The sequence below is a fragment of the Enterobacter sp. BNK-14 genome (assembly GCF_047456095.1).
Lineage (GTDB): Bacteria > Pseudomonadota > Gammaproteobacteria > Enterobacterales > Enterobacteriaceae > Enterobacter > Enterobacter kobei.
This window is the reverse complement of sequence record NZ_CP179897.1, coordinates 252,094-264,763: the sequence shown is the minus strand read 5'-3', so window position 1 is coordinate 264,763 and position 12,670 is coordinate 252,094. Positions and strand designations below refer to the sequence as shown.

At 57.5% G+C, this 12,670-nt stretch carries 14 protein-coding genes; 2 read left to right on the top strand and 12 right to left on the bottom strand.

Annotated features, from left to right (window positions below; translation table 11 throughout):
* Positions 1-571 precede the first annotated feature (571 nt).
* Together ACMGGM_RS01305 and ACMGGM_RS01300 are read left to right on the top strand one after the other, a co-directional pair.
* Entirely contained in the window at positions 572-1,096 is a 525-nt protein-coding gene (locus ACMGGM_RS01305; RefSeq protein WP_230278688.1) for a hypothetical protein, read from the top strand.
* Between the two features lie 458 nt (positions 1,097-1,554).
* Entirely contained in the window at positions 1,555-2,325 is a 771-nt protein-coding gene (locus tag ACMGGM_RS01300) for a DUF5677 domain-containing protein (protein WP_045135017.1), read from the top strand.
* Positions 2,326-2,465: 140 nt separating this feature from the next.
* Here the strand turns inward: ACMGGM_RS01300 and paaY are convergent, their stop codons facing one another.
* From paaY to paaB, 12 genes are all read right to left on the bottom strand, one after another.
* Positions 2,466-3,062, bottom strand: coding sequence for a phenylacetic acid degradation protein PaaY (gene paaY / locus ACMGGM_RS01295; protein ID WP_045135016.1), 597 nt, complete (start codon positions 3,060-3,062; stop codon positions 2,466-2,468).
* 9 nt (positions 3,063-3,071) lie between these two features.
* Positions 3,072-4,007 (bottom strand): phenylacetic acid degradation operon negative regulatory protein PaaX, encoded by a 936-nt coding sequence (gene paaX / locus ACMGGM_RS01290; protein ID WP_014883708.1) that lies wholly within the window; start codon positions 4,005-4,007, stop codon positions 3,072-3,074.
* Positions 4,008-4,096: 89 nt separating this feature from the next.
* Complete coding sequence (gene paaK / locus ACMGGM_RS01285) at positions 4,097-5,413, bottom strand: phenylacetate--CoA ligase PaaK (protein ID WP_014883707.1); 1,317 nt, start codon at positions 5,411-5,413, stop codon at positions 4,097-4,099.
* A 26-nt stretch (positions 5,414-5,439) separates the two neighbouring features.
* A complete protein-coding gene (pcaF, locus tag ACMGGM_RS01280) occupies positions 5,440-6,645 on the bottom strand; it encodes a 3-oxoadipyl-CoA thiolase (RefSeq protein WP_063943090.1) in 1,206 nt (401 codons plus the stop codon).
* Positions 6,645-7,067, bottom strand: a complete 423-nt coding sequence (gene paaI / locus ACMGGM_RS01275; RefSeq protein ID WP_014883705.1) for a hydroxyphenylacetyl-CoA thioesterase PaaI — start codon at positions 7,065-7,067, stop codon at positions 6,645-6,647. The genes pcaF and paaI overlap by 1 nt, the downstream gene beginning before the upstream one ends.
* Entirely contained in the window at positions 7,057-8,481 is a 1,425-nt protein-coding gene (gene paaH / locus ACMGGM_RS01270) for a 3-hydroxyacyl-CoA dehydrogenase PaaH (protein ID WP_063943088.1), read from the bottom strand. The genes paaI and paaH overlap by 11 nt, the downstream gene beginning before the upstream one ends.
* Position 8,482: 1 nt before the next feature.
* Complete coding sequence (paaG, locus tag ACMGGM_RS01265; RefSeq protein ID WP_100246810.1) at positions 8,483-9,271, bottom strand: 2-(1,2-epoxy-1,2-dihydrophenyl)acetyl-CoA isomerase PaaG; 789 nt, start codon at positions 9,269-9,271, stop codon at positions 8,483-8,485.
* The gene (paaF, locus tag ACMGGM_RS01260) at positions 9,271-10,038 is read right to left on the bottom strand and encodes a 2,3-dehydroadipyl-CoA hydratase PaaF (RefSeq protein ID WP_063943086.1); all 768 of its coding nucleotides are present in this window, start codon (positions 10,036-10,038) and stop codon (positions 9,271-9,273) included. Before paaF ends, paaG begins: the two co-directional genes overlap by 1 nt.
* Positions 10,035-11,105, bottom strand: coding sequence for a 1,2-phenylacetyl-CoA epoxidase subunit PaaE (gene paaE / locus ACMGGM_RS01255; RefSeq protein WP_014883701.1), 1,071 nt, complete (start codon positions 11,103-11,105; stop codon positions 10,035-10,037). Before paaE ends, paaF begins: the two co-directional genes overlap by 4 nt.
* A gap of 7 nt (positions 11,106-11,112) precedes the next feature.
* On the bottom strand, positions 11,113-11,610 hold the full coding sequence (gene paaD / locus ACMGGM_RS01250) for a 1,2-phenylacetyl-CoA epoxidase subunit PaaD (RefSeq protein WP_014883700.1): 498 nt from the start codon (positions 11,608-11,610) through the stop codon (positions 11,113-11,115).
* Positions 11,611-11,621: 11 nt separating this feature from the next.
* Positions 11,622-12,368, bottom strand: coding sequence for a 1,2-phenylacetyl-CoA epoxidase subunit PaaC (paaC, locus tag ACMGGM_RS01245; RefSeq protein ID WP_045282064.1), 747 nt, complete (start codon positions 12,366-12,368; stop codon positions 11,622-11,624).
* A gap of 8 nt (positions 12,369-12,376) precedes the next feature.
* Positions 12,377-12,664: a 1,2-phenylacetyl-CoA epoxidase subunit PaaB gene (gene paaB / locus ACMGGM_RS01240; protein ID WP_006175064.1), complete on the bottom strand. Its 288-nt coding sequence runs from the start codon at positions 12,662-12,664 to the stop codon at positions 12,377-12,379.
* Positions 12,665-12,670: the final 6 nt, after the last annotated feature.

The window sequence follows — 12,670 nt, the reverse complement described above, 5'->3', positions numbered from 1 at the left end:
ACTCGACATTGACGTGTTCACCTTCTTGTTGCCCTAAATCTGGCTAAGCCAGCCTGTCATACATCCATTTGATATAAGCCGCTGTGAGCGAGAACCTGACGGCTTTCTTCTGATTAGTGAAGCGTCACATTTAGCTCAAACAACCGCTCATGCAAGTCGTTTTTTTGCCGATATAACATAGATGTGTATGTATGCAGGGTGAAAACAGGGCCTTTGCTTTCACCTGGCTACCCATTTACAGCTTTGCGGACTATCACAAGATAAATCGAAGCTGTCGATGCAGCGGGATCAAAACAATCCTGATAAGGAGTGATTAAGTGGCAGTTGTACAAATTGCGTGGGACTGGCTGCACTGGAACTGCCGTCAGAGCTGGAAAAATGTCCTTCCAGTATTCCAAAGCTGTGACGTAAGTCAGGAAGACCTGAAACGGCGGTTTTATGCACTCAGGCTTAATGGTCTGTTCGCTATTAAGTACCCATGCGGCATTTCTCCCTCGTTTTACCTCAGCGAAGGAAATTAAATATATTTTTTTACTGTGATAAAGACATGGTTTTTATTAAATAGGGAATAATGATGATTAGAATTTTAGGGCTTATATTTGTGTTACTTACGGCGGGCTGTTCAACGCCCGGGAAGCCGGCTTTTTATTATACCTGGACACAGTACAAAACCGGTGTTGAAGTGATGCTGGTCAATGAACCGCAGTACAAAGATGGTTTTGATGGAATTCTTCGCCTTGACGATAAAGGCGAATATGCAGTAATGGCTATATACTACGGTGGGGATATGTCGAGTCACTTCGGATATGTTACGAAGGACAGCCTCGAAAGCTGGATAACCATGTACACTGGCTTTTTAAAATGGGATCCGCAAAATCCTGCGCAGCCGGCAAAATTCACTATTCCGGATAATCTCTCGTGGACCCATAAAGACTACGATGTTGAGTATCGATTTTTGAACGGTAAAAAGCTATTTGTTATCAATAAGCACAGTACTGGAAACTGGTTTGTTGACTTCTCAGAACTCTCCATGGATGAAGCCAATGTCGCAAAGCTGACTGATGTCTATATCGATCTGAGGCAGAAGCTGAAATAGAAGGTCAACAGCTCCTCAGCCAGGCCTCATTTGGAGCTTTTCCGTGACTGGCAGAGGTAATCTAATCGTCTGCATTGTACCTTTCCGGTGAATGCAATGCAGACTTTGCAATACGCGCTTTTGGCACGAAACGGACGTTTGCAGGCCGATGTCCGCTATGAGCGAGAAGCGGACGTTCGAGTGGTCTAGCAAGCAGGTGGGGGTTTTGCTAACGTGGTTGCGTATCAATAACAAGGGGCAGGTCACATTGGGCTACAGTGAATACCAAAAGTGGTTTGTTTAATTAAGCGGGATAATTACAGCATCGGTGGGTTTATACTTATCGTTGGGAGAAGATCCTAGTGATTGGTGCCCCTCTCTTCAGCATAATACCTTGCTATAAAAAGAACAGATCAAGAAGCTGGCAAAAGCTGGAATGATTACTTGTTGAGACACATTATCCTGTAAGGAAACACAGCATGTTTAAAGAACTTATAGAGCAGAGCCTAAACGAGGCAAAAGCCGCCAGAGCTGCGCTGAACAAGGTTAACGGTGTAGTTGTCGGAAAGATGCATAATCCTGATCAGGGGTTGTATCTCGCTAACTATGCAAATTTGCTAATGAACAGGCAGATAGATATCTTTGATGATGCGCTTCTCCTCCTCGAAAACGAACGATACCAAACCGCTTGTGTCGTTAGCCGGGGGATGATTGAAACACATGCTTTCTCACGACTCTTAAACAAGAAAGTGGAGAAGATCCTGACGAACCAAAGCGGCCGCGAAAGTGTAGATAAAGCTCTCGATGTCATCCTGGGCTTTACGAACAGTTCCCGATTTAAAAAGTCAGAGCAAGAAAAGATTCAGAAAGGAGTATTTGACCCTAACGACTACATGTTTACTGAAGAGACTAAGCATCGTTTTGAAAACCTACTTGCTGTCAGTCAGCATGTGATGAATGCTTTACGCGATCTCTATGAAGATGAGATGAAACAGACTAAGGGGAGAGAAAGCGATTTTGAACTGACGTATGACATACTTAGCGAATATGTTCATCCTTCACAAACGAGCATCTACCAATACTACACACCTGAAACCCACTTAGTTCCTACTTCAGTTGGTAATATCCATGCTTATGAGTCTGCTCAGATACAGTGCGCGAGAGCGCTACACTTCATATTAGATGCGAAGAATCAACATTATTGGTCTTCACAGTTAGCAGATGAGATGACTAAACGTGGTAAACAGTAAAAACTCAGCCCCTGTAGAGGGGCTTTTTATTTGACAGTCTTTTAATTTCTTCTTTATATACTGCAAATGACATGCGCCCCATAGAACAATTTATATTGATGTTAGCAATGCCCGCTTCTGGCACAAAGCGGACCTCCCCCCTACACCGCCGACTTCGGCCTTAAATTCTCATCAAACGTCAGTCGCTTCCGGTCAGGCTCAACCTCGCGCAGCGGCTCGACCTGGTGCATCGTCAGCTTGCAGCGCTCTACCAGCACCTGATACTCCCGCGTGCCCTGCTGCTTCCAGGCCAGTTCCTGCTCACTCAGCTCGCGGATCGCTTTGGCCGGACTGCCGATAATCAAATGGTTAGCGGGCATCTCCGCTTTCGCCTTCACGAACGCCGCCGCTCCGACGATGCTGTTTTCACCGATGACCGCCCCATCCATTACCACCGCGTTCATGCCCACCAGCGCGTTACGGCGGATCACGCACCCGTGGAGAATGGCACTGTGGCCGATATGCCCGTCCTCCTCCACCACCGTGTCCTGCTCCGGGAAGCCGTGCATGACGCAGTTATCCTGAATGTTGGCGCCATCTTTCACCACAATGCGGCCAAAATCACCGCGCAGGCTGGCGTTAGGGCCGACATAAACGCCTTTACCCAGAATCACGTCCCCAATCAGCACCGCCGTTGGGTGGACGTAGCTCTCGTCAGGCACCACCGGCGTCAGACCGTCAATTTGATAAACAGGCATCTTCACTCCTTATGCGCTTGAAAGACCACCAAAGCGTTGATAGTAGAGCGTGCCGGGCACGGGCAGTTCGCCGACGGAGGTTTCCCCCTTCTCGCTGACAAACGCCAGCGCCCCCGGTGCAACACGCTGATAGATATTGATGCAGAGCTGTCGGGCGCTTTGTCCCGCCCAGTGCGCAGGCAGTAACTCCTCCGGCAACAGCGGGTCTTTTAGCACCACACGACGATAAAAGTGAATCAGCAGCAGCTGGATCTGGAAGCACCGTTCCGGCGTAAGCTCCTCCGGCGCGGCCTCTTTTAACAGCGGCAGAAGCGGCCGGAACGAAGTAATAAACGACTCATACATCGCGTTTTGCTCGGTTAGCTGCCAGCACTCTTCTACCCGTGAACGCAGCGCCGCGCGGGAGAGCGCCAGCGGCGAGTGGGCCTCAAAGAAAATGACGTTCTCCGCCACGCCAGCATCGTGAAGCAGAGATTGTACATCCGCCAGATGCTGCGACGGCGAGGCCATCAGGCTCGGCGCCAGCGTGCCAAACCCCTGCCAAATCAGCTGCTTTTTGACGTCGGCAAGGGTGGTTTTGTCCAGCCCTTCGGAGAGCAGTAACAGCCATTTTCCGTCCCAGGCGGGCAGTTCGGCGCGGTAAATCTTATTCTCCGCGCGACGGGTCAGGCGCAGCCCTTTATCGCTCAGGCGGTAAAAGCTGCGACGCCCGATGCGCGAGACGTCCAGCCAGCCCTCTTTGTTGAGGCGAAACAGCGCGGTGCGCACGAAGCGCTCGCCAAACCCCATGCCTTCCAGTAAGGCGGCGAGGCTGCCAAGCCAAATCTCGCCGCCGCGATGTGAAAGCGCGTCACCGTATAATGAGGAGATAAGCGACGTTCCGCTAACGGGAACCGAGCTAACCGCGTGCTGGATAAAGGCATCGAGTTTATTCATGTGATTCATTCTGTTGTTATTTTTGGTCTGGATGAATCATAGCATATTCCCCTCACCCTAACCCTCTCCCAAGGGGAGAGGGCTGACTTGTGGGAAACTCAACCGTTGGCCGCGACTTTACGCAAATCAAACACCCGACAGGCCTTGCCCTCTGAACGCGGGATGCTGCCGCAGTTGACTATCATCACATCGGTGGAAATCCCCACCATCGATTTAATGCGATGACGCAGCTGGTGGCACACCTGGCAACGCTGCTCGTGGGTCAGCGTTAAGCTGCTCTCTTTCAGCTCCACCTTCACGGAAAGTGAATCAAGATGTCCGCGACGGTTCACCTCCAGCTGGTAGTGGGGTGAGAGATGTTCAAACTTCACAATCTCCTCTTCCAGCTGTGACGGGAAGACGTTGACGCCGCGGATGATCAGCATATCGTCGCTGCGACCGCTGATCCGGTCCATGCGGCGCATGGTACGGGCGGTGCCGGGCAGCAGACGCGTCAGGTCGCGGGTGCGGTAGCGGATCACCGGCAGCGCCTCTTTAGTGAGCGTGGTGAACAGCAGTTCGCCCTGCTCGCCGTCGTTCAGCGGCGTGCCGTCGTTCGGGTTGACGATCTCCGGATAGAAATGATCTTCCCAGATGGTCGGACCGTCGGCGGTTTCAATACACTCCATCGCCACACCCGGCCCCATCACTTCGGAGAGGCCGTAAATGTCCAGCGCCGTAATCCCCAGGCGTTTTTCGATTTCACGGCGCATGGCCTGTGTCCACGGCTCGGCGCCGAATACCCCCACGCGCAGGGAACAGGTGCTGGCATCGCCGCCCATCTGACGTTCCAGCTCCTCAATCAGGTTGAGGCAATAGGATGGCGTCACCATGATCATGTCCGGCTGGAAATCACGGATCAGCTGCGCCTGTTTCTCCGTCTGGCCGCCGGACATCGGGATCACCGTCGCCCCTAAGCGCTCGGCACCGTAATGTGCGCCCAGCCCGCCGGTAAACAGACCATAGCCATACGCCACGTGAATTTTGTCCTTCGCACTACCGCCCGCGGCGCGCAGGGAACGGGCCACCAGGTTGGCCCAGTTGTCAATGTCGCCCTGCGTGTAGCCGACAACGGTCGGTTTGCCGGTGGTACCGGACGATGCGTGAATGCGCACCACCTGCTCCATCGGCACGGCAAACGTATCAAACGGATAGTTATCCCGCAGGTCCTGCTTGGTGGTGCACGGGAATTTGCGGATATCCGCCAGCTCGTTGAAATCGTCAGGGTGAACGCCCGCGGCGTCAAACTTGCGTTTGTACATCGGCACGTTGTTGTAGGCGTGATGCAGCGTCCATTTCAGACGCTCAGTCTGCAGCGCCTGTAACTCGTCAAGGGAGGCTGTTTCAATCGGATCAAGCTTTGTTGTATTTGTCATTGTAGGGTGCTCACAGTGAAATTTGATCAAACACGCTCAAGGATCATGGCAATGCCCTGACCCACACCGATGCACATCGTACAGAGCGCGTAGCGCCCGTTGCGTCGATGCAATTCATTACTCGCGGCCAGCGCCAGTCTGGCCCCGCTCATTCCCAGCGGATGGCCCAGCGCAATCGCGCCGCCGTTCGGGTTAACGTGCGCGGCATCATCCGGCAAACCCAGCTGACGCAGCACGCCCAGCGCCTGCGCGGCGAAGGCTTCGTTGAGTTCGATGACGTCCATATCGTTGATGCTGAGACCGGCACGCTCCAGCACCCGGCGGGTGGCAGGCACCGGTCCGAGCCCCATTAAACGTGGCTCCACGCCTGCCGTTACCATCGCCACGATCCGCGTGCGGGGGATTAATCCCTGCGCCAGCGCCATTTTCTCGCTGGCGATGATTAACGCCGCCGCGCCGTCGTTGACGCCGGACGCATTCCCCGCCGTCACCACCCCGTTCTTACGGAACGGCGTTTTCAGCCCGGAAAGCTGTTCGAGCGTGGTCTCTGCGCGCGGATGTTCATCCACGCTGAATTCGGTGACCGTCCCTTTTTTACCCGGTACCCGTACCGGCACGATTTCCTGCGCCAGAATGCCGTTCTGTTGCGCCAGAGCGGTTCGTTGCTGGCTACGCAGCGCGAACGCGTCCTGATCGGCACGGCTGATATTTAACAATTCGGCTACATTCTCTGCCGTTTCCGGCATACTGTCAGTTCCGAATTGCTGATGCATGAGCGGATTCACAAATCGCCAGCCGATGGTGGTATCAAAGATCTCCGCCTGGCGCTGAAACGCGGCGGTGGCTTTCCCCATCACAAACGGTGCGCGCGACATGGACTCGACGCCGCCCGCCATCAGCAGGTCGCCATCACCTGCTTTAATAGCGCGAGCAGCGAAGCCTATTGCGTCCAGACCCGAGCCGCACAGGCGGTTAATGGTGGTTCCGGATACCGTCTGCGGCAATCCGGCCAGCAGCGCCGACATTCGCGCCACGTTGCGGTTATCTTCCCCCGCCTGGTTGGCGCACCCGAAAATAACATCATCAATTCGTTCCAGGTCGAGCTGCGGGTAGCGGTCCAGCAGCGCACGCAGCGGTACGGCACCGAGATCGTCCGTTCGCACGGCAGAAAGCGCGCCGCCGTAGCGACCCACTGGCGTTCGAACGCCATCACAAATAAATGCGTCACGCATCAGGCCTCTCCTGTGACAGTGCCGCCGATGCGGTGTGATTTTCCGCGGAACAGGGCGACGGTTTTCTGTTGCTGGTTCTGAATTTCAATGTCGTACACGCCGGTCAGTTTGCCCTGATGCATCACCCGCGCGGTGGCGGTGAGCTTATCTCCGGCAAAGCCCGGACGCAGAAAATCGATCGAGCAGCCGGAGGCCACCGCCGCCAGCCCCTGGCTGTTGCAGGCGTAGGCAAAGGCGGTGTCTGCCAGCGAAAAAAGTTGGCCGCCGTGACAGGTTTTGTGGCCGTTGAGCATCTGCGGGGTGATGGTCATGGTCACCACCGCGTAGCCCTCGTCCATATCGACAATGTCCATCCCCATCGCCTGCGCGCAGGCGTCCTTTTCGTACATCGTGCGGGCGTTATGCCAGGCGTTATGACTCATAGCTACTCTCCAGAAGCGCCCGCTGGCGCAGCAGTGAACAGGGGCGATAACGTTCTTCGCCGTAATGTCGTTGCAGGTTCTCAAGCAGGGTCAACAGGCGCTGCCAGCCCAGACGCTCGCCCCAGGCGATCGGGCCGCTCGGGTAGTTCACGCCCAGACGCATGGCGGTGTCGATGTCCTTCTCGCTGGCGACCCCCTTTTGCAGGGCATCCAGCGCTTCGTTAGCAATCATTGCCAGCGTGCGCCAGACCAGCAGGCCGGGATAATCGGCAATTTGCACCACCCGGAGACCCTGCTGTTGCAGGTAGCGGATGGCGTTTTGCGTCGCGGTGTGCGGGTTGCTGGCGGCCGCCGCAATCACCGCCACGTCACGCTCAATACGGTCTACCACCACTACCGGGCCGTTGAGGCGCAGCGCCAGTGCCTGAGCGGTTTCCCCCTGCGTTTCAACCAGATACACATCATCAATTTCTGTGACACCGTCACGTATTTTTTCCACGCGCATCGGGCTGTAGCTGTCATTTACGGTCTCAACCCACTGCACGACGGGTTTCTCCCCCTGCCACTCGTAAACCCCTTTTCCGCTCTTTTTACCCAGCCTTCCGGCCAGCACCAGCTCCTGCTGCACCAGCGAAGGCAGGAAACGACGCTCCTGCCAGAAGGCGTTAAACACCGAGCAGGTCACCGCAAAGTTGACGTCCTGACCAATCAGGTCGGTCAGCTCCAGCGGCCCCATCGGAAAACCGCCGCCCTCGCGCAGCGCAGCGTCAATCACCTCCGGTGGGGCGACCTGCTCTTCCAGCGCACGCCAGGCTTCGGAATAAAACGGGCGCGCGACGCGGTTGACGATGAACCCAGGCGTTGACTGGCAGCGAACGGGTTGTTTACCCCAGTTCAGCGCCAGTTCGCACAGCGCGTCTGCCACTTCCGCAGAGGTCGCCAGCCCGCTGACCACCTCCACCAGCTTCATCACCGGCGCGGGGTTAAAGAAGTGCAGCCCCGCCACGCGCTCCGGATGATTCACGTCTGCCGCAATCGCCGTGACGGAAATGGACGATGTGTTGCTGGTCAGCAGCGTCTGGGGCGGACAGATCTCCGCCAGCTGCGCAAACAACGCCTTTTTCACCTCCAGCCGTTCGGAGGCCGCTTCAATCACCAGTTCGGCCGCGGAAAGCGCGGTGATATCCGTCACCGGAAGCAGTCGGGCCAGGATCTGGGCGCTGGCATCGGCGGAGAGCTTTCCGCGCGTTACCCGGGAAGCCAGACGCTGGCGAATCCCGTCGATGGCGCGTGAAATCGCATCTTCGGCGATGTCATAAAGCAGAACCTGATGGCCGTGGCTGGCGGCAACTTCGGCAATGCCCGCGCCCATCGTGCCGCTGCCAATCACGGCGACCGTGCGTATGTTCAGCATCTTATTTCCCCGTAAAGTTCGGCGTGCGCTTCGCCAGGAAAGCGCTGACGCCTTCGCGGTAGTCGTCGCTGCGACCGGCCAGACGTTGATAGTCGCGCTCCAGGTCAAGCTGGGCATCCAGGGTGTTGGTTTCCGCGGCGTTAATGGCCTGCTTGATCAGCCCCAGCCCAAAGGTTGGCTGAGACGCAAAGTGCAGCGCCATCTGCTGCGCGGTAGTGGAGAGCTGGTCGTCATCCACCACCTGCCAGATCATTCCCCACGCCTGCGCCTGTTCGGCGCTGAGTTTATCGCCGAGCAGCGCCAGTCCCATGGCGCGGGCACGTCCGGCCACGCGTGGCAGCAGCCAGGTGCCGCCGCAGTCCGGCACTAAGCCGAGCTTGCTGAAGGCCATCACAAAGTTGGCAGAACGGGCGGCAATCACCATGTCGCAGCCGAGCGCCAGCGTGGCGCCCGCGCCGGCCGCTACGCCGTTGACTGCACAAATGACCGGCTTCGGCAGTTTTGCCAGGCGGCGTACCAGGGGGTTATAGAAGGTTTCAACCGACATCCCCAGGTCCGGTGCCGGGCCGTTGGGGTCGACGTTGCGGTCGTTCAAATCCTGCCCGGCGCAAAAACCGCGCCCTGCGCCGGTGATCAGCAGGCAGCGGATGGTGTCATCGCGCTCGGCCTGTTTCAGGCATTCTGCAAGCTGCTGATGCATCACGTCATTAAAGCTGTTCAGACGCTCCGGACGGTTCAGCGTAATGGTCATTACGCCCTGTTCTACTTGACTGAGAATACATTCCACAATTAGCGTCCTTTAAAGTCGGGGGTGCGTTTTTGCAAGAAAGCGTCGATACCTTCCCGGCGGTCTTCGGTGGCAGAGAGCAGCGTAAAAAGCTGACGCTCCTGCATCAGGCCAGCCTGCAGAGGCACCTCCTGAGACTGACGAAGCGCCTGTTTCGCCGCCTGCAGCGCCAGCGGGGAATGGCGCGCCATCACTGCCGCCTGCTTCAGGGCATACTCCAGCGTCAGGGATGCCGGGAAGACATCGCTGACCAGCCCGGTGCTCATCGCCTGCTGCGCAGTAATGCTCTCTCCGGTCAGCACCATTTTGCTGGCAAGGGATTTACCGACGCTGCGGATCAGTCGCTGGGTACCGCCCGCCCCCGGCATAATGCCGAGGGTGATTTCCGGCAGGCCAAATCGTGCGTTATCCCCGGCAATCACCACGTCGCACAGCAGCGCAAGTTCACATCCGGCGCCCAGCGCGAAACCGTTGACGGCGGCGATCAGCGGTTTGTTAAACGCGTTAATGCGCGCCCACAGTTGCGGGCGGATATCGTTCAGGGTGGCTGGCAGGTCTTTCTCTGCCATTTCGTTGAGATCGGCCCCGGCGGCAAAGCAGCGTTCGTTGCCGTAGATCACACAGGCCGAGATGTCGGCATCAACCGCAGCGCTTTCCAGCGCGTCGGCTAATTGCGTCAACAGGGCGTTATTCAGGGCATTACGCGCCGCCGGACGGTTCAGCGTCAGCTGCAGCACGCGGCCATGACGGGTAACAGTCAGTTCGCTCATGCCATCCCCTTTGCGTCAAAGTCGACGATCACGTCGGCGGTGAGCGGCAGTGACTGACAGCTCAGCACATACCCGGCGGCCAGCTCGTCCGGCTCCAGACTGTAGTTGGTCGCCATGTCCACCTTCCCGCGCAGCACTTTGCATTTACAGGTCGCGCACACGCCGCCTTTGCAGGCATAAGGCAGGTCCGCCCCCTGACGCAGGGCAGCATCGAGGATGCTTTCGTCGTCTGCCGTCAGGGTAATTTCGCGGTCGCGCCCGTCCTGTCGCACGGTCACTTTCTGCCCTTCCGCCTGCACGTTTACCGTGCGTTTCACGGCGGTCCCCGGCGTATTAAAGCGTTCAAGATGAATGGATTTTTCCGGCATCCCCAGCGCCTTCAGCGCGGCTTCGGCCTCGTCCATCATCGACGACGGGCCGCAGATAAACGCGTCGTCGTACTGACGGAAGTTGATCAGGGTTTTCGCCAGCGCCTGCAGCTTTTCCCCGTCGATGCGGCCATACAGCAGATCGCTGTCCAGCCGCTCCTGGCTGAAGATGGAGACCAGCTGCAGCCGCTGCGGATATTTATCTTTCAGGTCCGCCAGCGCCTGGCGGAACATCATGCTCTGACTGCTGCGGTTGCCGTAAATCAGAGTGAAATGGCTGTTCGGTTCGGTGGCCAGCGTGGCGGAGAGGATCGCCAGCATCGGGGTGATGCCGGAGCCTGCGGCTATCGCCAGGTAGTGGCCTTCACGTTCGGCCTGCGGCTGATAGCCAAATTGCCCCTGCGGAACCATCACCTCCAGCGCCATGCCTGCTTTGATCTCATCCCGGGCATAGCGGGAAAAACGCCCGCCTTCGATGGCTTTGACCGCCACGCTGATCTCACCCGGCGCGGTACTCCGGCAGATGGAGTAACAGCGGCGCAGCTCGTCCCCGCCCAGCTTCGTTTTCAGCGTCAGGTGCTGTCCGGGGCGAAAGCGGTAGGCTTCCTGCAGCGCCTGCGGCACCGCAAACGTGATGGTCACCGCGTCGCGGGTTTCGGGTTCCACTTTTGCCACTGTTAATGAATGAAACGTTGTCATGGCAGCCTCAAATGCATTTGAAATAGTCGAAGGGTTCGCGGCAGGTGTTGCAGCGGTAAAGCGCTTTGCAGGCCGTCGAACCAAATTCACTGATTAGCGCGGTGTCGGTACTGGCGCAGCGCGGGCAGCTCACCTCCAAAGGTGCGTGCGCGTGGCAGCTATGCCCCACGGGCGGGCTGATGCCGTAAGCCCGCAGGCGTTCGCGCGCGTCGGCGGTCATCCAGTCGGTGGTCCAGGCAGGGTCAAGCTGGAGCACAATGTGCACCGGGGTAAAGCCATGCGCGGTCATCACGTCGCGGATCGCCCCCAGCAGGTGTTCCGTTGCCGGGCAGCCCGAATAGGTTGGCGTGAAGCCAATCACCCAGCCTTCCCCCTGTGCCTTGACGCTGCGCACCATGCCTAAGTCGGTGATGGTTAATACCGGCACTTCCGGGTCCGGGATCTGGCTTAACAGCGACCAGATCTGCGGGATTTGCGCCGGTGCGATGTCGACGAGACGTTGCATAGCCTTCTCCTTTACCACTGCTGACCGGGATACGCGCGCTGGAGATACTGCATTTCTGCCAGCATCGGCCCCAGATGTTCGGTATGCAGCCCCTTCTTACCCCCGCTGCGGTACGCCACCTCGTCGGGTACGCTCAGGCTGGCTTCTTTAAGACCGGCATACACTTCGCTTTCCCACGGCTGGCGCAGGGTGCGTGGGTCCACCGCCACGCCGGAATGTATCAGCGCCAGCTCAACGTCATCGGCGTCAAACAGCTCTGCCGTAAAGCGCCACAGGTTATCGATGGCCTGCTGCATTTTTTGTGCGGACGTTTCGGTCCCGTCGCCCAGGCGTACCAGCCAGCCGCGGCTAAAACGCAGGTGGTAGCGCGCCTCTTTGATCGCTTTGGCGGCGATGGCGGCAAGCTGGCCGTCAGTGCTGCGGGTCAGGCGCTCATACAGCGCCACGTTCCAGGCATCCATCAGGTACTGACGGGCAATCGTGTCGGCGAAATTGCCGTTGGGTTGCTCCACCAGCAGGACATTGCGGAACTGGCGCTCGTCGCGCCCAAACGCCAGGGTATCTTCGTCGCCCTCACCTTCACATTCAGCGGCGTAGGCCAGGAAATTGCGCGCCTGGCCCAGCAGATCAAGACCGATATTGGCCAGCGCGAGATCGATCTCCAGCTCCGGCGCGTGGCCGCACCAGGCCCCCAGACGCTGGGAGAGCACCAGACCGTTGTCGCCCAGACGCAGGGCATAGGCTGTGACTGTTTTCATCCTTCGCCTCACATGTGCTCGATGCCATCGGGGATGGTGTAGAACGTCGGATGGCGGTAAACCTTGCTTTCCGCCGGATCGAAAAATTCGCCGCTCTCTTCCGGCTGGGAGGCAATAATCTCGCTCGCCTTCACCACCCAGATAGAACATCCTTCACTGCGACGAGTGTAAGCATCGCGCGCATTTTCCAGCGCCATGCGATCGTCGGCGGCATGCAGGCTGCCCACGTGACGGTGGGACAACCCTTGTTTGCTGCGTACGAACACTTCGTACAGCGGCCAGTAGACATTGCTCATGATTAT

What these genes read in the sequence shown, in the direction of transcription:
- paaY (WP_045135016.1), bottom strand. Translation starts at nt 3,062, where the DNA reads ATGCCTGTTTATCAAATTGACGGTCTGACGCCGGTGGTGCCTGACGAG.
- ACMGGM_RS01300 (WP_045135017.1), top strand. Translation starts at nt 1,555, where the DNA reads ATGTTTAAAGAACTTATAGAGCAGAGCCTAAACGAGGCAAAAGCCGCC.
- paaD (WP_014883700.1), bottom strand. Translation starts at nt 11,610, where the DNA reads ATGCAACGTCTCGTCGACATCGCACCGGCGCAAATCCCGCAGATCTGG.
- paaH (WP_063943088.1), bottom strand. Translation starts at nt 8,481, where the DNA reads ATGCTGAACATACGCACGGTCGCCGTGATTGGCAGCGGCACGATGGGC.
- paaE (WP_014883701.1), bottom strand. Translation starts at nt 11,105, where the DNA reads ATGACAACGTTTCATTCATTAACAGTGGCAAAAGTGGAACCCGAAACC.
- paaF (WP_063943086.1), bottom strand. Translation starts at nt 10,038, where the DNA reads ATGAGCGAACTGACTGTTACCCGTCATGGCCGCGTGCTGCAGCTGACG.
- ACMGGM_RS01305 (WP_230278688.1), top strand. Translation starts at nt 572, where the DNA reads ATGATGATTAGAATTTTAGGGCTTATATTTGTGTTACTTACGGCGGGC.
- paaI (WP_014883705.1), bottom strand. Translation starts at nt 7,067, where the DNA reads ATGAGTCATAACGCCTGGCATAACGCCCGCACGATGTACGAAAAGGAC.
- pcaF (WP_063943090.1), bottom strand. Translation starts at nt 6,645, where the DNA reads ATGCGTGACGCATTTATTTGTGATGGCGTTCGAACGCCAGTGGGTCGC.
- paaK (WP_014883707.1), bottom strand. Translation starts at nt 5,413, where the DNA reads ATGACAAATACAACAAAGCTTGATCCGATTGAAACAGCCTCCCTTGAC.
- paaB (WP_006175064.1), bottom strand. Translation starts at nt 12,664, where the DNA reads ATGAGCAATGTCTACTGGCCGCTGTACGAAGTGTTCGTACGCAGCAAA.
- paaC (WP_045282064.1), bottom strand. Translation starts at nt 12,368, where the DNA reads ATGAAAACAGTCACAGCCTATGCCCTGCGTCTGGGCGACAACGGTCTG.
- paaX (WP_014883708.1), bottom strand. Translation starts at nt 4,007, where the DNA reads ATGAATCACATGAATAAACTCGATGCCTTTATCCAGCACGCGGTTAGC.